The 25252-nt window shown below is 35.6% G+C and carries 26 protein-coding genes; 13 read left to right on the top strand and 13 right to left on the bottom strand.

The window, feature by feature from the left end; translation table 11 throughout:
* Positions 1 to 19: 19 nt before the first annotated feature.
* Together rsgA and J2772_RS14210 are read left to right on the top strand one after the other, a co-directional pair.
* A complete protein-coding gene (gene rsgA, locus J2772_RS14215; RefSeq protein ID WP_209917748.1) occupies positions 20 to 946 on the top strand; it encodes a ribosome small subunit-dependent GTPase A in 927 nt (308 codons plus the stop codon).
* 856 nt (positions 947 to 1802) lie between these two features.
* Complete coding sequence (locus J2772_RS14210; protein WP_034722935.1) at positions 1803 to 2219, top strand: nucleoside-diphosphate kinase; 417 nt, start codon at positions 1803 to 1805, stop codon at positions 2217 to 2219.
* 83 nt (positions 2220 to 2302) lie between these two features.
* Here the strand turns inward: J2772_RS14210 and J2772_RS14205 are convergent, their stop codons facing one another.
* Positions 2303 to 4150 (bottom strand): alpha-L-fucosidase, encoded by a 1848-nt coding sequence (locus tag J2772_RS14205; protein ID WP_209917746.1) that lies wholly within the window; start codon positions 4148 to 4150, stop codon positions 2303 to 2305.
* 154 nt (positions 4151 to 4304) lie between these two features.
* Here J2772_RS14205 and J2772_RS14200 point away from each other — a divergent pair, with 154 nt between their 5' ends.
* Genes J2772_RS14200 through J2772_RS14190 form a run of 3 tightly spaced genes read left to right on the top strand, consistent with a single transcriptional unit; the run spans position 4305 to position 6156 of the window.
* The gene (locus tag J2772_RS14200; RefSeq protein ID WP_209917744.1) at positions 4305 to 4529 is read left to right on the top strand and encodes a hypothetical protein; all 225 of its coding nucleotides are present in this window, start codon (positions 4305 to 4307) and stop codon (positions 4527 to 4529) included.
* A 3-nt stretch (positions 4530 to 4532) separates the two neighbouring features.
* Positions 4533 to 5630, top strand: coding sequence for a DUF692 family multinuclear iron-containing protein (locus J2772_RS14195; protein ID WP_209917743.1), 1098 nt, complete (start codon positions 4533 to 4535; stop codon positions 5628 to 5630).
* Positions 5631 to 5670: 40 nt separating this feature from the next.
* Positions 5671 to 6156: a DUF1772 domain-containing protein gene (locus J2772_RS14190; protein ID WP_245365228.1), complete on the top strand. Its 486-nt coding sequence runs from the start codon at positions 5671 to 5673 to the stop codon at positions 6154 to 6156.
* Between the two features lie 218 nt (positions 6157 to 6374).
* Here the strand turns inward: J2772_RS14190 and rpe are convergent, their stop codons facing one another.
* Together rpe and J2772_RS14180 are read right to left on the bottom strand one after the other, a co-directional pair.
* Positions 6375 to 7025 carry a ribulose-phosphate 3-epimerase gene (rpe, locus tag J2772_RS14185; protein WP_045496054.1) on the bottom strand — a complete coding sequence of 217 codons (651 nt, stop codon included), beginning with the start codon at positions 7023 to 7025 and terminating at the stop codon, positions 6375 to 6377.
* A 120-nt stretch (positions 7026 to 7145) separates the two neighbouring features.
* Positions 7146 to 8219: a M28 family peptidase gene (locus J2772_RS14180; protein ID WP_209917739.1), complete on the bottom strand. Its 1074-nt coding sequence runs from the start codon at positions 8217 to 8219 to the stop codon at positions 7146 to 7148.
* A gap of 51 nt (positions 8220 to 8270) precedes the next feature.
* On the opposite strand from J2772_RS14180, the gene J2772_RS14175 reads away from it, so the two are divergent.
* On the top strand, positions 8271 to 8975 hold the full coding sequence (locus J2772_RS14175; RefSeq protein ID WP_209917738.1) for a DUF4294 domain-containing protein: 705 nt from the start codon (positions 8271 to 8273) through the stop codon (positions 8973 to 8975).
* Positions 8976 to 9000: 25 nt separating this feature from the next.
* Here J2772_RS14175 and J2772_RS14170 read toward each other — a convergent pair whose 3' ends face one another.
* Complete coding sequence (locus J2772_RS14170; protein WP_209917736.1) at positions 9001 to 9417, bottom strand: NUDIX domain-containing protein; 417 nt, start codon at positions 9415 to 9417, stop codon at positions 9001 to 9003.
* Between the two features lie 104 nt (positions 9418 to 9521).
* Complete coding sequence (mnmD, locus tag J2772_RS14165) at positions 9522 to 10196, bottom strand: tRNA (5-methylaminomethyl-2-thiouridine)(34)-methyltransferase MnmD (protein ID WP_209917734.1); 675 nt, start codon at positions 10194 to 10196, stop codon at positions 9522 to 9524.
* Positions 10197 to 10281: 85 nt separating this feature from the next.
* Between mnmD and J2772_RS14160 the strand changes: the two genes are divergently transcribed.
* The 4 genes from J2772_RS14160 (at position 10282) to J2772_RS14145 (ending at position 13617) form a co-directional block, all read left to right on the top strand.
* A complete protein-coding gene (locus tag J2772_RS14160; RefSeq protein WP_209917732.1) occupies positions 10282 to 11352 on the top strand; it encodes a branched-chain amino acid aminotransferase in 1071 nt (356 codons plus the stop codon).
* A gap of 271 nt (positions 11353 to 11623) precedes the next feature.
* The gene (locus J2772_RS14155; RefSeq protein WP_209917730.1) at positions 11624 to 12136 is read left to right on the top strand and encodes an FKBP-type peptidyl-prolyl cis-trans isomerase; all 513 of its coding nucleotides are present in this window, start codon (positions 11624 to 11626) and stop codon (positions 12134 to 12136) included.
* An 81-nt stretch (positions 12137 to 12217) separates the two neighbouring features.
* Positions 12218 to 13255 (top strand): peptidylprolyl isomerase, encoded by a 1038-nt coding sequence (locus J2772_RS14150; protein WP_245365236.1) that lies wholly within the window; start codon positions 12218 to 12220, stop codon positions 13253 to 13255.
* Positions 13256 to 13395: 140 nt separating this feature from the next.
* A complete protein-coding gene (locus J2772_RS14145; protein ID WP_045496073.1) occupies positions 13396 to 13617 on the top strand; it encodes a hypothetical protein in 222 nt (73 codons plus the stop codon).
* Between the two features lie 82 nt (positions 13618 to 13699).
* Here the strand turns inward: J2772_RS14145 and J2772_RS14140 are convergent, their stop codons facing one another.
* Positions 13700 to 13945 (bottom strand): hypothetical protein, encoded by a 246-nt coding sequence (locus tag J2772_RS14140; protein WP_139166077.1) that lies wholly within the window; start codon positions 13943 to 13945, stop codon positions 13700 to 13702.
* 889 nt (positions 13946 to 14834) lie between these two features.
* Between J2772_RS14140 and J2772_RS14135 the strand changes: the two genes are divergently transcribed.
* Positions 14835 to 15335 carry a hypothetical protein gene (locus J2772_RS14135; protein WP_209917727.1) on the top strand — a complete coding sequence of 167 codons (501 nt, stop codon included), beginning with the start codon at positions 14835 to 14837 and terminating at the stop codon, positions 15333 to 15335.
* Between the two features lie 285 nt (positions 15336 to 15620).
* Here the strand turns inward: J2772_RS14135 and J2772_RS14130 are convergent, their stop codons facing one another.
* From J2772_RS14130 to J2772_RS14100, 7 genes are all read right to left on the bottom strand, one after another.
* Entirely contained in the window at positions 15621 to 16979 is a 1359-nt protein-coding gene (locus tag J2772_RS14130) for a M20/M25/M40 family metallo-hydrolase (protein WP_209917725.1), read from the bottom strand.
* A 2-nt stretch (positions 16980 to 16981) separates the two neighbouring features.
* Entirely contained in the window at positions 16982 to 18343 is a 1362-nt protein-coding gene (locus J2772_RS14125) for a M28 family peptidase (RefSeq protein ID WP_209917723.1), read from the bottom strand.
* 1 nt (position 18344) lies between these two features.
* Entirely contained in the window at positions 18345 to 19751 is a 1407-nt protein-coding gene (locus J2772_RS14120; protein ID WP_209917722.1) for a M28 family peptidase, read from the bottom strand.
* A gap of 55 nt (positions 19752 to 19806) precedes the next feature.
* Positions 19807 to 21051 carry a DUF1015 domain-containing protein gene (locus J2772_RS14115; protein WP_209917720.1) on the bottom strand — a complete coding sequence of 415 codons (1245 nt, stop codon included), beginning with the start codon at positions 21049 to 21051 and terminating at the stop codon, positions 19807 to 19809.
* Positions 21052 to 21053: 2 nt separating this feature from the next.
* Positions 21054 to 22019, bottom strand: a complete 966-nt coding sequence (locus tag J2772_RS14110; RefSeq protein ID WP_209917718.1) for a D-2-hydroxyacid dehydrogenase — start codon at positions 22017 to 22019, stop codon at positions 21054 to 21056.
* A 113-nt stretch (positions 22020 to 22132) separates the two neighbouring features.
* Positions 22133 to 23197: a 3-phosphoserine/phosphohydroxythreonine transaminase gene (gene serC / locus J2772_RS14105; RefSeq protein ID WP_209917716.1), complete on the bottom strand. Its 1065-nt coding sequence runs from the start codon at positions 23195 to 23197 to the stop codon at positions 22133 to 22135.
* 111 nt (positions 23198 to 23308) lie between these two features.
* Positions 23309 to 23659, bottom strand: coding sequence for a 4Fe-4S binding protein (locus tag J2772_RS14100; RefSeq protein WP_045496097.1), 351 nt, complete (start codon positions 23657 to 23659; stop codon positions 23309 to 23311).
* A 59-nt stretch (positions 23660 to 23718) separates the two neighbouring features.
* Between J2772_RS14100 and J2772_RS14095 the strand changes: the two genes are divergently transcribed.
* Together J2772_RS14095 and J2772_RS14090 are read left to right on the top strand one after the other, a co-directional pair.
* On the top strand, positions 23719 to 24753 hold the full coding sequence (locus tag J2772_RS14095) for an acyl-CoA reductase (protein WP_209917714.1): 1035 nt from the start codon (positions 23719 to 23721) through the stop codon (positions 24751 to 24753).
* 49 nt (positions 24754 to 24802) lie between these two features.
* Entirely contained in the window at positions 24803 to 25249 is a 447-nt protein-coding gene (locus tag J2772_RS14090) for a peptidylprolyl isomerase (protein ID WP_209917712.1), read from the top strand.
* The last annotated feature ends 3 nt before the right edge of the window (positions 25250 to 25252 follow it).

Here is a 25252-nt window from a genome sequence, read left to right as displayed (position 1 = left end):
TATTTGCACTATATTATCTATGAAAGGAAAAATCATTAAATCTACAGGAAGTTGGTACCAGGTTTTGGAATTGGAAACAAATAAAATTTTCGAAGCCAGGATCAGGGGGAAATTCAAATTGATTAAAACAAGACTTACCAATCCGCTTGCTGTAGGAGATTTTGTAGAGTTTCAGCTTGAACAGGATGATATTGCGTGGATTACAAAAATTGAATCACGCAGGAATTACCTGATCAGAAAATCTGTTAACCTTTCAAAAGAAGCCCATATTATTGCGTCCAATATTGACCTTGCATGCTTTATTTTTACTTTGAAGCATCCGGAAACCTCATTAGGTTTTCTGGACAGATTTCTGGCATGTTGTGAAGCCTACAATATTACACCCTTAATTCTTTTCAATAAGATTGATGTTCTCCATCAAGAGGAAATTGAAATTGTAAAAGATATTGAGTTCCTTTATCAGGAAATAGGGTATGACACCTTGGAAATTTCATCGTATTCAAAACTAAATCTGGACCAGCTTCAGGAAATGCTGAAAGATAAAACTTCTGTATTTTTCGGGCATTCAGGGTGTGGAAAATCTACATTGGTGAATGCATTACAGCCCGGATTGAACTTAAAAACTTCCGAAATTTCAGATACCCATTTAAAAGGGAAGCATACGACGACCTTTGCACAGATGCATTTCTGGCATTTTGGTGGAAATGTTATTGACACTCCCGGGGTTCGTGAATTTGCGATGATTGATATTGAAAAGGAAGAAGTACAGCATTATTTCCCGGAAATATTCAAAAAGAGAGAAGAATGTAAGTTTCATAATTGTCTCCACATCAATGAGCCGAAATGCGCTGTAATTGATGCCCTTGAAACAGGGGAAATCCAGTATTCCCGTTATGCAACTTATATAAAGCTGATGGATGAAGCGGAAGAAGCTGCTCAAAAATAACTGTAAAAATTTCTATCGATAAAAAAACCTTCATATCATAAATATGGAGGTATTTTTTTAGATATTCTTTGATAGAAAATAAACCTAACAGGTTTGTCTGTTAGTAAATAACCTGAGTTGGGATAAGACATTTCTGTTTTTAGTACGTAAGGAAGCCTGAAGCTGGGAGAGGGAAGTGAGTTGAGGTTAAAAAAAAACTTAACCCTGTCATTTATTATTCCTTTAAAGACTGCTTCATCAAATTTTACGGCAACGTTAGAAATTGTAGCTCCGATAGTAACTTCCAGCCTCTCTCTTCCAGTTTCCAGTCTATTATCCTTAATTTTATTATCCTGAACTCGGGTTAAATAATTATTCTTATCCCATTTTTCATTTCTGGTGAATTTTTATGGAAAAAAGAAAATAATAATTTGAGGAACCTATTTCCATTTTTTTGAGATGAAAATAATTGAATTTTAGAATAACTCTACTTTTTGTCACTATTAATTTGTTGTATAACTCCACTTTTATGTGTTAAAATTTATGGAAATAAAAAAATATTAAGAAAATGTCAATTATTGCATTGATTGAAGTAGAAGCAATACTATATTAATATACTTTTATATGGTTTTTGATTTTATCAAATTGATAAAAAAAATGCGGATTTTTTACAAATAAAAAACCCAGCCGAAGCTGGGTAAAAACTAATAACCATGAAAACTCAAATTAAACATGAGAATCGTAATAGAATTAACAATTACTGTGCCAAAGCTTGGTTCATGATTTCTTAATAAAAGTTATTTTTATGTTAAAAAAAATTAAAATAAAAATCAAAGATATTTTTTGTAATTTTGCACCATTAAAAAAATATACATTTATGTCTAACATTACATTCACTATGATTAAGCCTGATGCAGTTGCTGACGGACATATCGGTGCAATATTGGGTAAGATTGCTGAAGGAGGTTTTAAAATCAAAGCTTTAAAATTAACTCAGCTTACAGTTGCTGATGCAAAAAAATTCTATGAAGTACACGCTGAAAGACCATTTTATGGAGAATTAGTAGAATTCATGAGTTCTGGTCCTATCGTAGCTGCCGTTTTAGAAAAAGACAATGCAGTTGAAGATTTCAGAACATTAATCGGTTCTACTAACCCTGCAGAAGCAGCAGAAGGTACAATCAGAAAAATGTTTGCTAGAAGCATCGGAGAAAATGCTGTTCACGGTTCAGATTCTGACGAGAATGCATTAATCGAAGCTCAGTTCCATTTTTCAGGAAGAGAGATTTTCTAATAGAATTTCTTACAAAATAAAAGATCCGGAGAATTGTTTTCTCCGGATTTTGTTTTTTATGTGAATTGTTATTTCGGAATGTCTTAAAGATTGTTTTCAATAGATCCCATATTCTCTCTGTACAGCTCAATAGGTTTATTAAGCAAAACAGCTATAACCGTCATCTGTTTATCCAGTCTTTCTTTTGGGATATCTATGTAAATAATTCCCGGACGGTCACTCCAATAAAGCTTATTGTAAATCGTATGGGTAAGCATGCTGCCATCGCCTACAATTCTTATCCTTGCTATGTCATTTTTTATTCCTTTTAGAGCAATAGGGCCGGTAGGAGCTCCTTCTACAAAGAGATAAAGAGTCTGTTTGTCTTTTGATAAAGCGCTCATTCCTGAGAAATGCCCCTCTGGTAATCCTTTCTCTGTCTCAAATAATGCTTCTGCATGTTTGCTTATCCATTGCAGGGTTTCTGTGTTTGTTTTAGGCGTTTTCTTGATTTTCATGTCAAGGCCATCATCGGTAAGGCCATCATGTGTCACTAAATTATTATCATAGTTTAGAGCATTGGCTATATCATACACTGCTTCCTGAGTATTTTTGATTTCCAGTATTTCAGTAAGAGGATGTTCATTCTTCTTAAAATCTTTTAGAAAGATAGGCGGATTGTCAAAAGTAACTTCTGCTACAGTAACATCTTTGTCAAATTTTACATTGGAGAAGTTCAAGGTAAGTGTTTTTTCATCATTATAATCTAATTTAACAACAGCGGATGGATCTCCAATGATTTTTACTGAAAGGGGCTTGGTTGCCAATCCATAAATCTTTGTAAAGTTTTTGGCTTCATCAAGATAAAGAAATAAAGATTTTTTAGAGGTTGACAAAGATGATTTTCCTTTGTAATTATCAAAAGGAATTCCTCGGGTTGTTTCATAAATAGCATGCTGATTTTTGGCTGTCCAGCGTCCAAGGTTTTTAAGAATCTCAATCTGTTCTTCCGGAATGGTGCCGTCTGATTTTGGACCAATATCAAGTAAAAGATTTCCCCCCATGCTAATCACATCTACCAGAGTTCTTACAATCATATTGGAGGTCTTATAACTTTTGTCATAGGGTTGATATCCCCAGGAATCATTCATGGTGTAGCAAAGTTCCCAATATGGATTTTGTGGCGGAATTATCGGAATACCCTGTTCAGGAGTATCATAATCTCCATGATTGTTGAGTCTTGAATTGATGATAATATTAGGATTGTATTTTTTGAGTAAATCTAATGTTTGAGAGGCTTTCCATTCCTCAGAAGTATGTTCCCAGTCTCCATCGAACCAAAGAAGATCCGGGGAATATTGAGAGGAAAGTTCATTAAGCTGATTTTGATAATAGCTGACGAAATTATGCCAGGGTGTAGGCTCATTTTTTATTTCGTAACGTTTTTTTGTCCGGGTATTGATATCGTAATACGGATGACTCCAATCCGGCAATGAGAAATAAAGTCCTGTTTTTAATCCTGACTTTTTCAGCGCAGAAACAAAAGGACTTAAAACATCTTTTTTTGCAAGGGAGTTTTGAGGAATGCTTGTTGCTTTTTCTGCCTTTGAGTTCCATAGTGAAACTCCATCATGGTGTTTTGTAGTAATGACAGCATATTTTGCTCCGGATTCCTTAATAAGATTTACCCATTGTTCTGGCTGGTATTTTGAAGCTGAAAAACCATTCAGCTGTTTCATATAATTTTCGTGATTAATATAATTATTGAAGAATGACCAGGATTCAGAGATTCCGTTGACAGAGTAGATTCCCCAATGAATAAAAATACCCAGTTTTGCATTTTTAAACCATTCCATTTTTTTGCTGTTGTCAACTGTTTGAGCCTGTGCATCGATGCTGTGGGCAGATAATATCAATCCAAGGAAAAAGGCTTTAATCAAACTGTTCTTCATATATAGATTTATTTTACCATTAAATATAAATAAAGAAAACAGTATAGTATAAGATAGTTTCTACTATTTACTAAATAATTGTTATTAAAACGTTTCTTATTATTGTATTTTTATAAATGGAACGTTTATTGTAAAACTCTTCTAAAAAAACATTATGAAAATTCCAGCATTATTAATGGCAAGTTTATTAGCGGTAGGAGTTTCTGCACAAACTACAAAACCAGCTGCCAAAACTAAAAAGCCTGTGAAGAAAGTAAAAAAAGTAGCTCCGGCTCCTGAAAGTCCCGAAAAACCTAAACCAACTACACCTAAAGCTGTTGTTAAGAAAGACACGGTTGTGCTTAATCATTTTTCTTGTCCTGCGTGTGGAATGGGGTAGAATATGGGAAGGCCGCTGCTAGGATTATCTATGATGGCAGAAACGGAATTTGTTTCTGCTATTTTGCCCTTACTACAAAGCAATTCTGTTGAAGTGCTTGAATGGTCATTTGATACATTCTACGATGCTGAAGAACCGGATTGGCTGAGTGATCTGCTCGATTTTTATTCAGAAAATAATCGTTTGATCGGACATGGGGTGTATTATTCTTTATTTGATGCCCGATGGACTAAAAGACAGGAGATTTGGCTGAAAAAATTAAAAGAAGAATTTCGTAAAAGAAACTATAATCATATTACGGAGCATTTCGGTTTTATGAATACCGAAAATTTTCATCAGGGTGTACCATTACCGGTTTCTCTGCACTCTAAAACACTAGAGATCGGAAAAGACAGACTTTACAGATTACAGGATGCTGTACAGGTTCCTGTCGGAATAGAAAACCTTGCCTTCTCATTCTCATTGGACGATGTGATGGAACAGGGAATATTTCTTGATAAACTAACAGAAGATACCAATGGATTCCTGATTCTTGATCTTCACAATATCTACTGTCAGTCCTGTAATTTCGAAGTTGAAATGCAAGAGGTCATCAAATTATATCCCTTGGATAAGGTGAAGGAAATTCATCTGTCAGGTGGCAGCTGGCAAGAAAGTATCTACAGGAAAAAGCCTATACGCAGGGATACTCATGATGATGCAGTTCCTGAAGATATTCTGTCTGTACTACCTTCTGTATTATCTCAATGTAAAAACCTGGAATATATTATTATTGAAAGGCTCGGTAATACAATTGATGCAGAAGAAAAAAAGGAGAGTTTTCTGGATGATTTTACAAAAGTCAAAAAACTAATTGATTTATCGGATGTCGGAACTCCAAATAAAGATCTCTGGGCTAAAAAAGAAATCCGATTTTCTGAAAATCCTTTGGAAGATATGATTCTTCATGAAGAACAAACATTGTTGACAAAATTGTTGTTTGATAATGCCGGACCTGCATCAATCAAAAGTCAGGAATTCCATTATTTTAAAACAAAAAACTGGGATCCGGAGATGATTCTTGCTGCTCAGAATATCATTAAAAAATGGAATCCTTATTAAATGATATCCTTCTAATAACCACAAACTAAATTATATGAAAATGACAACCGTATTATTAATCATCACAGCAGTGCTTACAGCACTTATAGCTGGGCTTTTCTATGCTTATTCGTGCTCTGTAGTTCTTGGATTAGGTAAATTATCTGATGTTGAATATTTGAAGGCTATGCAGAATATTAACCGTGAAATTCTGAATCCTGTCTTTTTTATGAGCTTTATGGGAACAGCTATACTTCTTCCTGTATCTACTTTCTTCCTGAGGGGAGAACAACTGGTCTTTATTTTTATTTTATTGGCTACATTGGCTTATCTGATAGGTGTTTTCGGAGTTACAATGGTTGGGAATGTTCCAATGAATGACCAGCTTGATAGATTTGATATCTCAGGCTCTACAGTTGAAGCTATCAAACAAATGCGTGATAATTTTGAAAACAGATGGAATTTTCTGAACAATATAAGAACTGTTTTTTCGGTAATCAGTATAACGTTAACGGTTTGTGCCTGCATCTGGCATAAGGACTTATAGATAAAGTTTTTACTATAGGTGGAAATACTCAGATTAAAATTCCGTATTTCTACGGATTGACTGTAATTAATTTTATACAGATCTTTGTATTGTTACTAAGAAGGAATTTAAACATTACAGAATTTTGAAAAAAAATTAATAACCAAGGCGACTCAAATTCAAATTGAAAAAGGCAGCTCGAATAGAGCTGCCTTTTGTCTTTTTATACTGATATCTTTTTAGATTTTCAAAAGCTCAATGGTTCTTTCCGGGCTTTCTGCAGAGAATACTGCATTTCCGGCAACCAAAACATCTGCTCCAGCTTCGAAAAGCTTAGAAGCGTTATCAAGGTTTACTCCTCCGTCTATTTCAATAAGAGCAGTAGAGTTGTTACTTAAGATCAGGTCTTTGGTTTCAGCAATCTTTTTATAAGTGTTTTCAATGAATTTCTGTCCTCCAAATCCTGGATTTACACTCATCAATAATACAAGATCCACATCTGCAATAATGTCTTCAAGCATTAAAACAGGAGTAGATGGGTTCAAAACAACACCTGCTTTTGCTCCTTTACTCTGAATGTGGTGAATGGTTCTGTGAAGGTGAGTACATGCTTCATAATGTACAGAAATAAGGTCAGCGCCATGGTTAATGAATTCATCAACATATTTTTCAGGCTCCACAATCATTAAGTGAACATCCACGAATTTTTTAGCATGCTGCTGAACGGTTTTCATTACGGGAAAACCAAATGAAATGTTAGGGACAAATCTCCCGTCCATTACATCAATATGGAACCAATCTGCCTGAGATCTGTTCAGCATTTCAATATCTCTTTGCAGATTCCCAAAGTCTGCAGATAAAAGGGATGGAGCAATAAGCTTCGTTTTCATTTTTACTTTTTATACTTTTACTTAGATTTCAGACATCAGACATCAGACATCAGACATCAGACATCAGATTTAGAGTGCTGTTGTTATAGTCTAATGTCTGATATCTGTTATCTAATGTCTTTAATGATACTTCAGCTTCATTTCCGGTTTAATCTTCAGAACGGTTTCGTAGATCAATTTAATGACATTCGCTACGTCTTCTTTAGACACCATTTCTACCGTTGTATGCATATAGCGCAAAGGTAAGGAAATTAAAGCACTTGGTACACCACCGTTGGAGTGCGCAAAAGCATCTGTATCTGTTCCTGTAGATCTGCTCGCTGCTGCCCTCTGATAAGGAATTTTCTTTGTTTTTGCAGTGTCAATAATCAATTCTCTGATGGTATGGTGAACACTTGGAGCAAAGAATACTACCGGTCCGGCACCACATTTCTGATCTCCTTCTTTTTTCTTTTCGATCATTGGGGTAGTGGTATCATGGGTTACATCAGTTACAATTGCAATATTAGGTTTTATGGTGTCAGCAATCATATCTGCTCCATATAAGCCTACTTCTTCCTGTACGGAGTTGGTGATGTAAAGACCAAACGGAATAGATTTTTTGTTTTCCTTTAAAAGCCTTGCTACTTCAGCAATCATAAAACCTCCGATTCTGTTGTCAAGAGCTCTACATACAAAATATCTGTCATTCATTTCGAAGAACTCGTCAGGGTAAGTAATCATGCATCCAACAAAGATTCCCATGTCTTCTACCTCTTGTTTAGTAGTAGCCCCACAGTCGATAAAGATATTTTCAATTTTTGGAGTAGGCTCATTCTGGTTGGATCTTGTATGAATAGCCGGCCATCCGAATACCCCTTTTACAATTCCGTTTTCTCCATGAATATGTACTACTTTTGATGGAGCAATAGTCTGGTCTGAACCTCCGTTTCTGATTACATAAATCAATCCATCATCTGTAATATAGTTTACATACCACGAGATTTCATCAGCATGCGCTTCAATCACTACTTTAAATTCTGCTTCAGGATTGATGATACCGTAGCATGTTCCGTAATGATCCACTTCAATCTTGTCTACATAGGGTCTGATATAGTCCATCCAAACCTCTTGTCCTTTGTGTTCGTATCCTGTTGGAGATGAAGTGTTTAAATATTTCTCTAAAAATTTTAAAGATTTCTTTTCAAATTTCATAAAAAGGAATGATTTTTGCGTTTAATTTTTGTTCTTATAAGTGTAAAAATAATGAATTTTAGTAAGATTATCTGTCTTTTTATGTTCTTTTTTGGAGTCAGCGTTTTTGGGCAGGAAGATACTGTGGTGGCCAAACCATTGAATCAATACCCCGCTGAATCTTTGAAGGTAGATGAATTTGGTAATAAGTATTATTACGACGAACAGCAGAAAGTTAAGATCTATGAAGTTAACGGAGAACCTGTTGTAGTAATGGATGAATTGGTTTTAGTGAATAAACCTAGGTTTAATAACCAGCTGGATAAAAATTACTATTATTTCTTAAATAAGAAGTTATACAGAGTATATCCGTTATTTGTAACTGCGTTGCAGCAGTACAGAGACATTCAGGTAGACATGAATGACCTGGATAATAAAGCCAAGAGAAAGTTTGTAAGAGAAAGGCAGAATATGCTTGCCGATCAATATGAAAAGCAACTGAGAGATCTTACCACTACGGAAGGACAGGTTTTTGCAAAACTGATGAACAGAGCAACCGGTAAAAATGTATACGAGATCATTAAAGAGCTGAGAGGTGGTTTTAGCGCCTTCTGGTGGAATCTGAAAGGGAAGATGGCTGATATTGATTTGAAAGAGCGATATGATCCCCATAAAAACAGAACAGACGAATTTGTGGAATCACTACTACAGTCTAACTGGAATTCAGGATATTTGAAACCTTATCCGGGAGCAAGTGATTTTAAAGTAAAGAAATAATAAAATAAAATTCCTGTAAGTGCGCTTACAGGAATTTTTCTTTTAATTTATCGAATACGATTTTGTCTATGGGAAGTGGGAAAGGATTATCCGGTCTGTCAATATCTATCCATTCCGTTTTTTCAATACAGGGATCCAAAATAAGGAACTCTTTCTCATCAACAATATTTACGATATAATATATGGTAAGGAGTTGTTCATTTTCTTTGAAACGGGAAACCAGAAAGTTTTCCTGTGTGTAGAAGTGTTCTATGATATCTACTTTTACATTCAGTTCTTCATCAAATTCACGATGCAGGCATTCCAATGTTCCTTCACCATACTCCAATCCACCACCTGGAAATTTCATTAAAGGTTCGCCGGCATATTCCTCAAATAACGTGAGTACTTTCTTGTCTTTTACTGCACAGCCATACACTCTAATGTTGATCTTGTCTATCATATATATAATGTATAATATTTTGTATAGCTAAGGTAATAAATTTTTGTGAGGCGTATATTGATATAAGGCTGAAAAAACAAATTTGGTTGTTTGTTTTTACTCTGTTATCGCTTAATTGCATTAATCATTTCTCTTTTCCCCGGAGGTCCTTGTTTTTTCTCTACCTGAAAGTTAAGCTCCTGAAGGATTCGTCTCACACTTCCTTTAGAAGAGTAGGTTGTTAATAATCCGTTAATGGCCATTTTGTCAGCTACCAATTCAAATAGTGGTTTTTCCCAGAGGTCTGGCTGCACTCTTGCTCCGAAACAGTCGAAATAAACAAGGTTGATTTCAGGCAGATTGATGTTCTTCAAGTCAAAAAAGTCACATTCTATCTTTTTAAGGTTGAATCCACTAACAATTTCAACTGGTTTTTCCCAATCTGCCAGATGAATTTTCTGATAAATATTTTTGAACTCAGGGTTATCAAAATGTTCAAAGTAGGCTAAATCTTTAACTTCGGATTCATTTATGGGGTATTTTTCCAGCGAAAAATAATTGATGACATGATTTTTGTCAGTTTTTAAATATTCATTAATTGTTACTAAAACATTCAAACCTGTTCCAAAACCTAGTTCTAAAATATTAATTTCGCAATTATTAATTAAGTTTAGTCCGTTTTTGATAAACACGTGTTCTGCTTCCTGAAGAGCACCGTGATGAGAATGATAGTTTTCATTTAAATCATTGATAAACAATGTTTTACTTCCGTCGTTTGTGGTCTTAATCTCTCGTTTCAAGCTAATTTTTTGTCAAATTTACTCTAAAATTTTTATATTTAGAAAATTATGTTAAATTTGTAGAACATCGTAAAAATTTTAAAAAATGATAATTCAAAAAACTGAAAACTCCAGAATTTCTACATTTGACCCTAACAATTTTTCATTTGGTGGTACCTTCATAGATCATATGATTATATGTGAGTACGAAAACGGAAAATGGGGGGATGTGAAATTAGTTCCTTACGGTCCCATACCATTTACACCTGCCATGATGGGAGTAAACTATGGACAAGCTTGTTTTGAAGGTATGAAAGCCTATAAAGACAAAGATGGGCAGGTTTTCCTTTTCAGGCCTGAAAAGAATTTTGAACGTATCAACAAGTCAGCGAAGCGTCTTGCAATGCCTGAGGTGACTGAGGAAATGTTTTTAGACGGATTAAAAGCATTAGTAGATATCGACAGAGACTGGATCCCTCAAGGAGAAGGAATGTCTTTATATATCAGACCATTGATTTTCGCAACAGAAGAAGCTTTAAAAGCAAGAGTTTCTGAAAAATATATGTTTGCTATTGTAGCAACACCAGCAAAGAGCTATTATTCAGAGCCTGTATCTGTAAAAATCTCTGACCACTATTCAAGAGCAGCAAACGGTGGAGTAGGTTCTGCTAAAGCAGCGGGTAACTATGCAGCTTCTTTCTACCCAACTCAATTAGCTATTGAAGAAGGATATGAGCAAATTATCTGGACTGATGATGCAACTCACGAGTATTTCGAAGAGAGTGGTACTATGAATGTATTTGTAAGAATTAACGATACCATCTATACTCCACCAACATCTGAAAAAATCCTTGACGGAGTGACAAGAGACAGTTTCCTTCAGTTAGCTAAGAAAAGAGGAATCGAGGTAAAAGTTGAACCAATTGCAGTAAAAACAGTCATTGAAGCTTTGAAAAAAGGAGAGCTTAAAGAAGTATGGGGAGTAGGAACCGCAGTGGTAACCACTCAGTTCCAGGCTTTAGGATATGAAGGAGAGAAATTAGCACTTCCAAGATTATCAGACGAAGAAAGCTATGCAGCAATCCTTAAGAAAGATTTAGTAGACCTTCAAACCAACCTTTCTGAAGATCCATTCGGATGGAGAGTGGTTGTAGACCATGCACTTGAAACAGTTTAATAGTATTTTAACTACATATAGAAAGCCGGGAATTGTCCTGGCTTTTCTATTTTAAACCAATTTTTTACTCATCTGAAAGCTAAGGAAGTCAATATAATAGTTAAAGCTATTTTAAAGCGAAGCTATCTTAATTTTCTTAAAAACTTAAATCTGTCTTAATGGTTTAAATATTATTTTAGACATTATTGTTATATTGCCGAATAATACATTGATACATTTCTCCATCAAGTTTTGTAATTGATTCACGAAATGTGTATTTTCGCAAAAGTTTATGAAAAAATTACTCTTCATATCAGCTATAAGTCTGTTGAGCTGCAACAGAAATACCCAGACGGTACATCTACCTGTAGGCGGTGTTTTAAGCCAAAAAGATTTGGATGTTTCTAAAAACAGAATGAAAAATCTGAATACCATCGAAAGAGGTCAGATTCAGGATTGGATTAATGGACAAAGCATAAAGTTTTATCCAACGCAGCTTAATTATTGGGTTACAGCGGATGGTTTTGACCGTAGAGAAAGAAGAGCAGATAATACGCTGATTTCTTATTCTTATGAATTGTATGATTTTGACCAGACTAAAATATATGATAAGCCTTTTGAAAGAAGAGATGCCAAGTTTGGGCATTTTGATGAACTGAAAGCGGTGGAAAATGCTTTGCGTTTTATACATGATGGAGAGGAAGTGACGCTTTTGGTGCCGTCTTCTTTGGCTTATGGAACTTTTGGAGACGAAAAGAAAATAGACAACGATATACCATTAATCATAAAATTAAAAGCTTTATAATACATGAAATTGTTTAACAAGAATATAATTCTGGCAGCGGCAAGTGTTTCGCTGATGAGTTGTACCCCAATTTATAAAAAAATGAACGTAGACAAAGAAACTTACGAAGGTCTTAATGACGGACTTTATGCCAATCTTCAAACTACAAAAGGTAACCTGATTGTAAAGTTTGAGGACAAGAAAGCACCAGTAACTGTAGCCAACTTTATCGGTCTTGCAGAAGGAAAAATCGATAACAAAGCTAAGGCTAAGGGAGTTCCTTACTATGACGGAACTATTTTCCACAGAGTAATCAAAGATTTCATGATCCAGGGAGGTGATCCTCAAGGAACAGGAATGGGAGATCCTGGATATAAATTCGAGGATGAAAGAAACGACCTTAAGCATACAGGAAAAGGTATTCTTTCTATGGCGAACTCCGGACCAAACACAAACGGGTCTCAGTTCTTTATTACTGAAGTAGCTACACCTTGGTTAGACGGAAGACACACGATCTTCGGGAAAGTTGTAAAAGGTAACGATGTTATTGATGCCATCGCTAATGTTGAAAAAGGAGCTCAGGATAAGCCTAAGACAGATATCGTTTTAGAAAAAGTTTCTATTTTCGGTAAAGGAGACGAGTACAAAAACTACGATGCAGCTAAAACTTTCAACGAAGGAAAAGCTAAAATCGCAGAAAACAATAAAGCTTTCATCGCTAAAGAAGAAGCTGAAAAGAAGAAAAAAGAAGAAGAATTCAAAGCAAACCAGGAAAAATTAGTTGAAAGCTTAAAAGCTGGAATGCAAAAAACTGAATCAGGTCTTTACTATAAAATCACTAAAACTGCTGAAGGGAAAGCTCCAAAGGCTGGTGATAACGTTTCTGTACACTATGCAGGAAAATTAGTAGACGGAACTGAATTCGATTCTTCATTCAAGAGAAATGAGCCAATCGATATTCCAATCGGAATGGGAAGAGTAATCAAAGGATGGGATGAAGGAATCCTGTTATTGAAAGAAGGAGAAACTGCTACTTTATTGATCCCGCCAGCAATGGGTTATGGAGAAAGAGGAGCAGGAGGAGTTATTCCACCAAACTCTTGGTTAGTTTTCGATGTTGAGCTTGTAAAAGTAAAATAATTGAATCTTTAAGATATGAAAGCCGTCCCGGAAGGGGCGGCTTTTTTGTTTTCTATAAAAGTCCCGTAGAAATACGGATGTTGTGTAAAAACAAATTATTCCTATCTTTATCCCTCACCCATGAAATAAAAATAGAAAATATGTTTGATCTTAATTACGATTTAATAAAACAGGAAATAGAGGCTGAAGTTTGTAAAGAGCATAACTTACATCCGGAATTTGTAAAAACAGATGATGGATTTGGAATTAAAGCCTGTTGTCAACCTTTTCACGCCGAATTAGTAGCAAAATCTGAGAAAATGGTAGAGGAAGAAACTACCCAATTTCTTGAGAAGATGATGAAAGATATTTTCAAAGAATAATCTGTGAAATGGTAGAAAAAGCAGTGTAAAAAAACCGCCCTTAATAAAAGGGCGGTTTTTCAGTAAAAGAGTGAAATAAAAGTTATATGTTTCTACCGGATCCTTTCTTCATTCCTGTTCCTGCAAGGGAACTGATGAATACAAGACCAAAGCCGATATAAGCGGCAAAGGCGGTAAGATATACGATTAAGCTATTAAAACTTGGTTTTGAACTGTACACCAGTACAGAAAAAGCAGCAAAACTCAGGACCAATAACAGGCTCCAGATATGCATTTTTGCAGCGTCTTCATTTCTCTTAAAAATCATTTCAAAAAAGGCTCTCATCATTACTAACATTTTAAGGGTTATACTTTAATTAATTGTGAATAAAGCAGGTATAATTATCATGGTATAAAGAAAGCATACTTCTTTACTGGGCTAAGGTTCATGATAACTTTGCCGTTTATTCAATATTATGATACCGGGCTCTGAAGTCCGGGATAAATAATCATTTTTGAATCAATAAATGACTCACGGGTTTATTGATGATACCAGTTAGATACGGGGCATAAATCTGCTGTGAAAAATCAACCGCAGGGTTAATTAATCGCATTCCCGTATCTTTTACGGCATCGTAGAAAAAAAAGGATTCATATACAAGATATGAACTTTGAATCAGTGGAAAACTGAAAATCCACAGAAAACCTTTTTTCTCATCCTTAGTGCTTTTTTAATTTTTTTCTCACAAATGGACATGCCAATTTCATGCCAAAGTGATAAATTCACGATTAACAGGTGAGATTAGGTTGTTTTATTTTGTTGTTTTTCAGTGTTTTATGGTGGTTATTTCCTTAAACAAAGAAAAATTATTTTTAATTGTAAAATTCTTAAAATTGAAAAATAATAGATTTTTACAAGCAGGATGGAGTTTTTTTTATATTTTTTAGAGATAATCTCTCGCAGATTATTCAGATTAAGCAGATTTTTTTAGCTGTCTTGTAATATTATGAAAATAGATAAAGATATTTCATTGATTACGTCGAATCTTCGATTTCTGTAAGAATCTTAGCAGTAATATTCAATAGCTTTATTTGGATTCCTACGGAATGACAAGACACCGTTTTAGGGTTTCATTTTATTTTTTATTGAATTTTTAGCGTGCGGTTTGTCATTCTGCAAGAATCTCAATATCATATTCAATATCTGTAAATATTGAAAAAACTTTAATTTTGGAGAAGTGAGTAAAGAAAATTTAAAAGAAAAGATTGAAACTTGTATTGTTAATCTTCAACGGTTGACAAAGATAAATTGTTGGAATAAGATCTCTCCTAATTACGTTTTTATAGTGTCTGACTTTAATGAGTTTGATGGAGCGAATTTTTTTGAGCAAAGGAAAGCCAGAAATAAAGTAAATAAATCTAAAACTCCACTTTTGCTGGATTCCGTTATTGAGATTTTGGATAGGGAGTATTCGGATCTTTATGATGTTACTTTGTATATTTTCAAAGCAAATAAAAAAGAAACGATAATAGAAATTCAATATTATAGAAAATCAAACCTGGAATCTGATTATTTAAAGATTGTAAAGGATGAGAAGCCTATGTTTCATTCTAAAATTTCACTTCCATCTTATTTCTTGGAAGGTAGGAAGTTTGATGTAAATTGGGAGTTAGGTGGGATAAGACATTCTTGGAATTATTTTCTAAGTCAAATTAAGTATAGAATAAATACTTTTTGATGCAAAATGCTTAACCCTTGAATAACACTTAGTTTGTTATGGACTACTACGAATCTTCGATTTCTGTAAGAATCTCAACGGCAATATTTAATAGCTTTATTTGGATCCCTACGGAATGATAAAGGTATTGTTAGAACTTTTAAATAAGAAATTTTCTAAAATTCATTGTATACCATCACATTGCGCCATTTGTGAAATCATTCGTGGTATTTGTGTTAAAAAAGAAAAACCCACCAAATCTTATCAGGACTTAATGGGTTCTTTTATATCAAACTTCGTATTTCACTACCAGTTTTTATCAATCATATAAATAATATGGGCCATGGCCACAGAGCCTAATAAAAGTTCTCTTCGGTTAACTTTTTCAAAAGTGTCTTCTTCCGTGTGGTGAATGTCAAAATAACGTTGAGAATCGGGCATTAGCTCAGCAGCTGGAACTCCCATGTCATGAAGTGGATAAAGATCTGTTCCTGAGAATTTTTCTTCAAAGTTATACACTCCATAAGGCAGAAATAATTTTGACCAGCTTTGAATTTGCTTCCTTTTAGCATCATCCATATCCAAAGCGATACCTCTAGGCGCAAAACCTCCGGCATCTGATTCTATAGCAAAAAGGTGCTTTTCATTGGTTTCTTTTACTGTTTTACCATATTGAATACCACCTTTTACCCCATTTTCTTCATTGGCAAAACAAACGACTCTGATGGTGTGGTTATTCTGTATTCCTAATTTTTTGAATGTTCTCAGAACTTCAATGCTCTGAACGATTCCGGCGCCGTCATCATGAGCACCTTCGCCAACATCCCAGGAATCAAGGTGTCCGCCCACTACAATAACACTCTGGTCTTTCTTCCCTGTAATTTCACCAATCACGGAGTGGGAGAGTTTCTCACCTTTCATCCCGCAGTTAGAATTAAGTTTTGCCGTGATTTTTTGATTCTTTAATAAAGCTTCCAGTTCATCGGCAGTGGTACTTCCGATCGCTACAGCAGGAATTTTAGAAACGTTTTCTTCATAACGCATAGCTCCTGTATGAGGAATATCATCAAAGGCTGAAGAAAGAGAGCGGATGATTGCAAATTTTCCGCCTTTTTTAGCGGTTAAGGAAGCAGCTGTTGTTCTGTACTTGGCAGCGTCACCGTATCCTTTAAAAGTTTCTATGAATGATTGTTTGAAAGCATAATTGAAGAACAGAATTTTATCTTTTACCTGTTCCGGAGAAAGCTTATTGTATTCATCCATAGATTTTACCATGATGATTTCCCCTGAAATATCTTTTCCGCTTGTTCCTTCAGAATTTCCCAAAGAAAGCATTTTAAGACTTTTCCAGCTTCCGTTGGAGGTTTTAATGTGTAGAGATTCTTTTCCTCTTACCCAAACCGGAATCGTCACATCCTGGAGCCATACTTTGTCTGCTCCGGCATCACGAAGTTTCTGTGCAGCCCATTGTACTGATTTTTCATAAGCTTCGGAACCGCTTAAACGGTGGCCGATATTTTTAGTAAGTTCACGAAGATCACTGTATCCTTTTCCGTTATTTAAAACTTCAAGGGAGATCTTGCTGAATTGTATTGAATCTTCTTTGGTCTGGCCAAAAACAGCCATTCCCAAGCATAATAGTGAGGTTCCTAATATCTTTTTCATGGTTACCAATTTTTATCAATCATATAAATAAGTTGTGTCATCACCGTGGAGCCTAGAAGTAATTCTCTGCGGTTGACTTTTTCAAAAGTATCTTCTGCGGTATGGTGAATATCAAAATAACGTTGTGGCTCCGGAACGAGTTCTGCTGTTGGAACTCCCATCTCATGCAATGGAGCAATATCCGAACCGGAATATTTTCCTTCAAAGTTATAAACTCCATAAGGAAGAAATAGATTTCCCCATCTTTTGATTTGGTTTCTTTTTACATCATCCATTTCCAAGGAAATTCCGCGGGGAGAAAAGCCTCCTGCATCGGATTCTATGGCAAAAATATGTTTTTCATTATTATCCTTTGCTGTTTTTCCGTATTGCTTTCCGCCTTTGGTTCCGTTTTCTTCATTGGCGAAACAAACTGCTCTGATAGTATGGTTGTTCTGTATTCCTAATTTTTTGAATGTTCTTAAAACTTCAATACTCTGAACGATTTCTGAACCGTCATCGTGAGCACCTTCTCCTACATCCCAGGAATCCAGATGCCCGCCCACTACAATTACATTTTGGTCTTTTTTGCCTGTAATTTCTCCAATTACCGAGTGGGAGAGCTTTTCACCTTTCATTCCACAGTTGGAATTAAGTTTTGCAGTGACTTTCTGATTTTTCAATAAGGCTTCCAGTTCTTCTGCACTCGTATTTCCGATGGTAATAGCCGGTACTTTGGCAATACTTTCTTCATATCGCATATTTCCTGTATGTGGAACATCGTCCAATGCTGAAGAAAGAGATCGGATAATCGCAAATTTACCGCCTTTTTTAGCTGTTAAAGAAGCTGCAGTTCGTCTATAGGCTCCTGCTTCCCGATAGGAAATAAAAGTCTGTACATATCCCTGATTGAAAGGATAATTAAAGAAAACAATCTTATCTTTTACCTTTTCAGCAGGAAGTCTGTCATATTCTTCAAGGGATTTAACCATGATGATCTCTCCTGAAACATCTTTTCCGCTTGTCCCTTCAGAATTTCCCAAAGAAAGCATTTTAATATTTTTCCAGTTTCTGCTGGGTGTTTTGATATGCAAGGATTCTTTTCCTCTTTCCCAGACCGGAATCATCACTTCCTGAAGCCATACTTTATCCGCTCCGGCATCACGAAGTTTTTGTGCTGCCCATTGTACAGATTTTTCATAGGCTTCGGAACCACTCAGGCGGTGACCTATATTTTTAGTGAGTTCCCGAAGTTCTTCATATCCTTTTCCGTTGTTTAAAATTTCGGTGGAAATTTTATTGAACTGTATAGAGTCTTCCTTAGTTTGTCCTGATATAAAGGCTATTCCTAAAGTCAATAATGATATAGTTACGATCTTTTTCATATTACCAGTTTTTATCAACCATAAAAATCATTTGTGTTATGGCGACCGCTCCGAGAAGAAGTTCTCTTTTATTTACTTTATCAAAAGTATCCTGTTCGGAATGGTGGTAGTCGAAATATCTTTGGGTGTCTACAACAAGCTCTGCCAAAGGGATATCCAGCTTTTTTAAAGGAGAGATATCCTGAATGGCGTCTGTCTGATCGAAATCATAAACACCATAAGGAAGAAAGTATTCTTTCCATGGAGAAACCAATCTTCTTCTTTGAGGCGACATGTCCAGAGAAAACCCTCGCGGTGAATAACCACCTGCATCTGTTCCTAAAGCGAATATGTGTTTTTCTTCTCTCTTTTTCACGTAAGCAGCATACATTTCACGGCCTTGTCCTCCGTTTTCACTGTTGGCATACAAAACTACCCGAATGGTGTGGTTGTTTTCATAGCCAAGTGCTTTTAATGTTCTTAAAACTTCGATACACTGGGCAACTCCGGTTCCATCATCAATGGCTCCTTCCCCAATATCCCAGGAATCAAGCTGAGCGCCTAAAACAATTACTTTAGAATCTTTTTTACCCTGAACTTCAGCAATGATATTGGGGTTTGTAGTACCAGCTTTTGATTCGGCAGTCATGTTGATTTTAGCAGTAACTTTTTGTTTTTTCAACGTTTTTTCCAATTCATCTGCTGATCTTACGCCTATTGATAAAGCAGGGATTTTCACTTTATCATCCGGTTCGTAGTAGATCATTTTGGCGTGCGGAGTATCGTCATTCGCAGTGGTTAACGATCTTATGATTAATGCTTTTGCACCTGTTTTCGCAATGACGGAAGCGGAAATCAATTTTGATTTTGCTGTTTGTAAATAGGAGTCACTGGTATTAATAATTTTCGGGTCCATAGGAACATTCACGAAAACTATTTTGTCTTTTAGTTGTCCTATTGACATTGCATTCAGCTCTGAAGTGGAATTAATTAAAACAATTTCACCCGTCAGATCTTTTCCGCCTGTGCCTTCAGAGTTTCCGAAAGAAAGCATTCTGATGTTTTTCCAATCTCCATTTTCTGCTTTTATCTGTAAAGATTCTTTCCCTCTGATCCAGACGGGAGCTTTGGCTTCCTGTCTCCAGATCATATTAATGCCAATTTCCTTGAATTTTTTTTCTGCCCATTCTACTGCTTTAGCATAACCGGGAGTGGCGCTGAAACGAGGTCCGATTCCTTTTGTGAGTTCTCCAAGATTTTCATAAGCCCTGCCATTGGTCATGATCTCATCGGAGATCTTTTTGAATTCATCGTGATAATTTAATTTTACAGGAATTGCTGGTCTGCCGGCAGGTTTTTTCTGGACTTTTTTTTGAGAAAATAAAAATCCACTCAAAAAGAGTGGAAGTATAATGAATATTTTTTTCATTTTTTATTTACCTTTCTTTTTCCGATGATAAAAGTAGGGAAAAAATAGGAATTTATTAAGGTTTCATGTCGTACATTAATAGTGCTGTAATCAATTTTGGCTCAATAAATGTACATTTTGGAGGCATGCTCAGTTTCAGGTCTGAAATTTTAATCATATCATTAAAACTTACAGGATAAATTCCGAAGCCTGCTTTTCCTTCTCCGCTGTCTATCTTTTCTTTCAAAATATTAATTCCGTTAATATTGGAGGTTCCTTTTACGTAAGAGATCAGATCAGAGCTATCCGGATCTTCTATTTTTAAAATACCTTTGAAAATGTATTTGTCTAATAAATGGTGATCCAGGTTCTCTAAAGACATTTCTTTGGAACGAAGATCATGTTTTACGTGAAGAGAGTAGAACTTACCATCCAGATACATTGAAATATGAAATTTCTGAGAAGGGAAGTATGGTGTTTCTCCTTTTTCGTGAATTAAGAAATAATTTTCAAGCTCCTTCAGGAAGTCTTCACTAGAAAGACCATTCAGATCATGTAAAATTCTGTTGTAATCGTGAATCTTGATGGATTGGTTGGAAACGATAAAACTGTATACAAAGTTATACTGTTCTGTACCGTTATGTCTTTTGTTTTTATCCTTATGTTTCTTCGCGTTCAATGCGGTAGAGCCAATTCTATGGTGTCCGTCTGCAATATAGAATGCATCGATCTGATCGATTACTTCTTTAAACTGCTGAAGCTTCAAACGGTTGTCTATTCTCCAGATTTTATGTCTGATTCCAATGGTGTCTACGTGATTGAAGATAGGAACATTCTTTTCCTCATGGTTCATCAGCAACTCAATTTTCGAGTTGGCAGGATAGGTAAGCAGTACCGGTTCAGCCTGAAGGTTTACTTTTTCAAGGTAATGAGCCAGTTTTTCTTTTTTCTGAGGAATGGTACTTTCGTGCCTTTTGATTTTTCCGTTCCAGAAATCTTCAATACTGGCAAGACCCAAAAGTCCTCTGAAAATTTGCTTGTTAGGATATATTTGTTCGTAAAGATAATAGGCAGAATTATCCTGAACGAGTTTCTTTTCGTCCAGAAGTTCTTCAAATGTGGAGCGGATCTTTCTCAGATTCCGGTCTACATCCTTAGATTTACTTACAACATAAGGTTTTATCATGTTGATGTAAGTATTTTCAACTTGCGCTTTTTCTGCAATTTCTTCCTGGGTAAAATTATCCAGTGGATGGGTAGGGAAGGTATCCTCAAAATCTCTGTGAGGTCTTATTCCACGGAAAGGTTTAAAAACAGGCATATTTATCTTATAGTTTCTTTTTGTAGCTTAATAATTTGTTCTGCAAGTTCGGTACCGATTTTCTCTTGCGCATCTACCGTATTTCCGCCTACATGAGGAGAAAGTGATAGTGCCGGATTCATTAGTAATGGAAGTTCCGGATTGGGTTCGCTTTCAAAGACGTCCAATGCAGCTCCTGCTACTTTTCCTGAATCAATAAAATCAATCAGCGTCACTTCATTTATCACACCACCTCTTGCAGTATTTACAATATAGACTCCGTCTTTCATTTTTTCAAATTGTGGGGTGTCTATAATGTATTCATTCGTTTTCGGAGTATTGATGCTGATAAAGTCTGATTCTTTAAGGAATGCATCCATATCATTGGTAGAAGTGATTTCAAATTTCACCGACTGCCCATCAAAGAAATCCAGCGTAAGAATTTCTGTTTTTGGACTTCTTGTCAGAACCTGAATCTTCATTCCTAAAGCGATTCCTATTTTCACAACTTCCTGGCCAATGCTTCCAAAGCCAATTACTCCTAACGTTTTTCCTGAAAGTTCATAAGCATTGCTGAATGACTTTTTCATGGCATTGAAGTGGGTTTCACCCTCCAAAGGCATTAGTCTGTTTGATTCATGAAGGAATCTGGCTAATGCAATGAAGTGTCCGAAAACCAACTCAGCAACAGATTTTGAAGATGCTGTAGGAGTATTGATAATTTTAATCCCTTTGCTTTTTGCATATTCAACATCAATGTTGTCCATTCCAATGCCGCCACGGCCTATGATTTTAAGCCCCGGACATGCATCAATCAGGTCTTGCCTTACTTTTGTTGCACTTCTTACAAGAAGAACGTCTACATTATTATCGTTAATAAAATTAATAACGTGATCCTGAGCCACTCTATTGTCCAGAATTTCAATTCCGGCTTCTTTTAAAGCTCGTTCTCCTGTTTTTGAGATTCCATCGTTTGCTAAAACTTTCATGTGTTATTTTATTATAGATGTTAGATTTAAGATGCCAGAGCTCAGACTTTTAGGTCTGTAGTCTGGTATCCGTAGTCTGATATCTTTTTATTTTTTCGGTCGCCTAATATAAGCTATTTTATTGACTTCATTACATCCACCAATACCTGTACGCTTTCAATAGGTAAGGCATTGTATAAGCTGGCTCTGTATCCACCAAGGCTTCTGTGTCCATTAAGTCCACTGATTCCTGCTGCCTTCCATGCATTGTCAAACTCTTCTTTTTTGCTTTCGTCTGTTAATTTGAAAGAAACATTCATTAATGAGCGGTCTTCTTTCACACAGAATGTTTCAAATAATGGGTTGCTGTCAATTTCATCATATAAAAGCTTAGCTTTGGCCTCATTTCTTTGTTCTGCAGCAGCAATTCCCCCATTGTTTTCAAGGTATTGTAACGTCAATAAAGATGCATAGATCGGGAATACCGGTGGAGTATTGTACATAGACTCTTTGGAAATGTGCTGAGAATAATCAAGCATAGACAGCATGTTTTCTCTTCCTGTTTTTCCAAGGGTTTCTTTTTTGATGACTACTAAAGTAACCCCTGCAGGTCCCATATTCTTCTGAGCTCCGGCATAGATTAAATCAAATTTCGAAAAATCCAGTTGTCTTGAGAAAATATCAGAACTCATATCACATACCATCAGCGTGTCCACTTCAGGGAATGATTTCATCTGAGTTCCATAAATAGTATTGTTAGAGGTGCAGTGGAAATAGTCATATTCTGAACCTACTGTATAATTTTTAGGAATAAAAGAATAGTTTTCTTCTTTTGAAGAACCTACTACGTCTACAGTTCCTAATTTTTTTGCTTCTTTGATGGCTCCGGCTGCCCAGGTTCCTGTATCCAGATAAGCTGCTTTTCCGCCTACTTTCATCAGGTTATAAGGTACCATAGCAAATTGCATGCTTGCTCCGCTTCCTAAATAAAGAACCTCATAATCATCACCAAGGTTCATCAGTCTCTTTACAATCGCACGTGCTTCGTCCATTACTGCAACGAAGTCTTTACTTCTGTGCGAAATTTCAAGAAGAGATAATCCGATACCGTTAAAGTCTAAGATTGCCTGTGCTGATTTTTCAAATACCTCTTGTGGTAAGATGCATGGCCCTGCGCTGAAGTTGTGCTTTTTGTTCATATTTTTATTTTTTGGTTGCATAAAGAATTGAAATCCTTTAGCTTAATTTTTTGGTTTTATTGAATTTTTGGTTAAAAAAAGCCGCCTCACAGATGATGAGACGGAATTTTTTTATTCGCCGTGTAGGAATGCTTTTTTGTTAAGCAGAGTCTCTTCAGATTCTACATGATCCTCGTCTGGTACGCAGCAGTCTACCGGACATACTGCAGCACATTGTGGTTCTTCATGGAAACCTTTACATTCTGTACATTTATCAGTTACAATGAAATAAACATCATCACTTACAGGCTCCTGGGCTGCATCAGCATCCACAGTAAGTCCTGAAGGCATTGTAATAGTCCCTTGAAGGGAGGTTCCATCAGAAGCCTTCCAATCTACAGCTCCTTCATATATTGCATTGTTTGGACATTCCGGTTCACAAGCCCCGCAATTAATGCATTCATCAGTTATTTTAATAGCCATCGCTAATTTTTTTTAAATTTGCACAAAATTACAAAATATTCCCCAATTTTAAAGTAATTATGAATACCGAAAATCAAGTTTTAGGACTTATTAAATTAAGTGATTATATAAAAGCGTTTTTAGCGAAGAAAACGGAGGATCACAATGAAGATGATGCAAATATTGAATTATTGTTAAAGAAATCTGAAATAGAAAATCCATGGTTTACCGTTGATAATCAGAAATTTGCTTTACAACAATGGGCCGATCTTCTTACTGAGGAAAATATTAAAAACTGGCTTAAAAATTATTCAACCTCTAAAATTTCCAAGAGAGTAGGATTGATTTTAGCAGGAAATATTCCTTTGGTAGGGTTTCACGACGTAATTTCCGTTGTGCTAAGCAATCATATTCCTTTATTGAAGTTGTCTTCTAAAGATAGATATCTGATTCCGTTCTTATTAAAAAAATGGAAGGAGTTCTCTAACGATCAGGTTCAGTTTGAATTTGTAGAAAAATTAACGAATTTTGATGCGGTTATTGCTACCGGAAGTAATAACACGGCAAGATATCTTGAGTATTATTTTCAAAATCACTTAAGTATTATCCGTAAAAACAGAACTTCTGTTGCTGTTTTAAAAGGTGATGAAACTGAGGCAGAGCTTCAGCTTTTAGCGAAAGATATCTTCCAATACTTCGGTTTGGGATGCAGAAATGTAACAAGAATCTTCATTCCTCAGGATTTTGTGATCGACAGGCTCTTTGAAAGCTTCTTAGACTTCCAGGATATTATCAATCATAATAAATACGCTAATAATTATGATTATAACAGAGCGGTTTATCTTTTGAACCAGGACAAATTCTGGGATAACAATTTTGTGATGCTTAAAGAAGATGATAAACTGTTCAGTCCGCTTTCTGTGATTAATTTCAGCAGATATGAATCATTGGATGATGTTACAAACTTTATTGCTGAGAATGAAGAAAATATTCAATGTATAGTAGCTAAAGAAGGGTTGGTGTTAAACTCAATTTCCTTTGGTGAAGCACAAAATCCGGGTCTTGACACTTATGCAGATAATGTGGATACGATGAAATTTTTGGAACTGGTCTGATTTTCGTATCTTCCATGACCTATTTCACCAAATAATAAAACAAATAATTATGAAGAAAATATTTTTAGGTCTGGCTATTGTGGGCGCACAATTGATGTTTGCTCAGAAAGTCACAGGACTGAAGGTTGAAAATAATCAAAAGAAAGAACAGCCGGCTACCATAAGTAAGGATAAGGTTAATCTTTACGATGATAATTTTCAGACATTTATCAAAGCTTTGCAGTCTTCTGATTATAAAGCTGTGAACGAAGTGTTGTCTGATAAGGTAAAAGAAATTGTCACAGAAGATGTCCTTAAAAAAGTAAAGGATGGTATTGATGTCAATAAAAAGTTTGAAATTTTAAAAGTAGGTTATTATGTAACGATGGATGGTATCAGTCATCCCAATATTAAATACAAATATGCCGGAGATTCATCATCGAAAGAAGTGATAAGTGCTGTATTTGAAGATGATGGGAAACTCCTTGGTGTATTGCCTGCTAAAAAGGATAAATAAATT

Origin of the sequence: Chryseobacterium jejuense, from assembly GCF_017877355.1 — a bacterium.
Lineage (GTDB): Bacteria > Bacteroidota > Bacteroidia > Flavobacteriales > Weeksellaceae > Chryseobacterium > Chryseobacterium jejuense_A.
The sequence above is the reverse complement of the archived record's forward strand: the minus strand, read 5'-3'. Positions and strand labels throughout refer to the sequence as shown.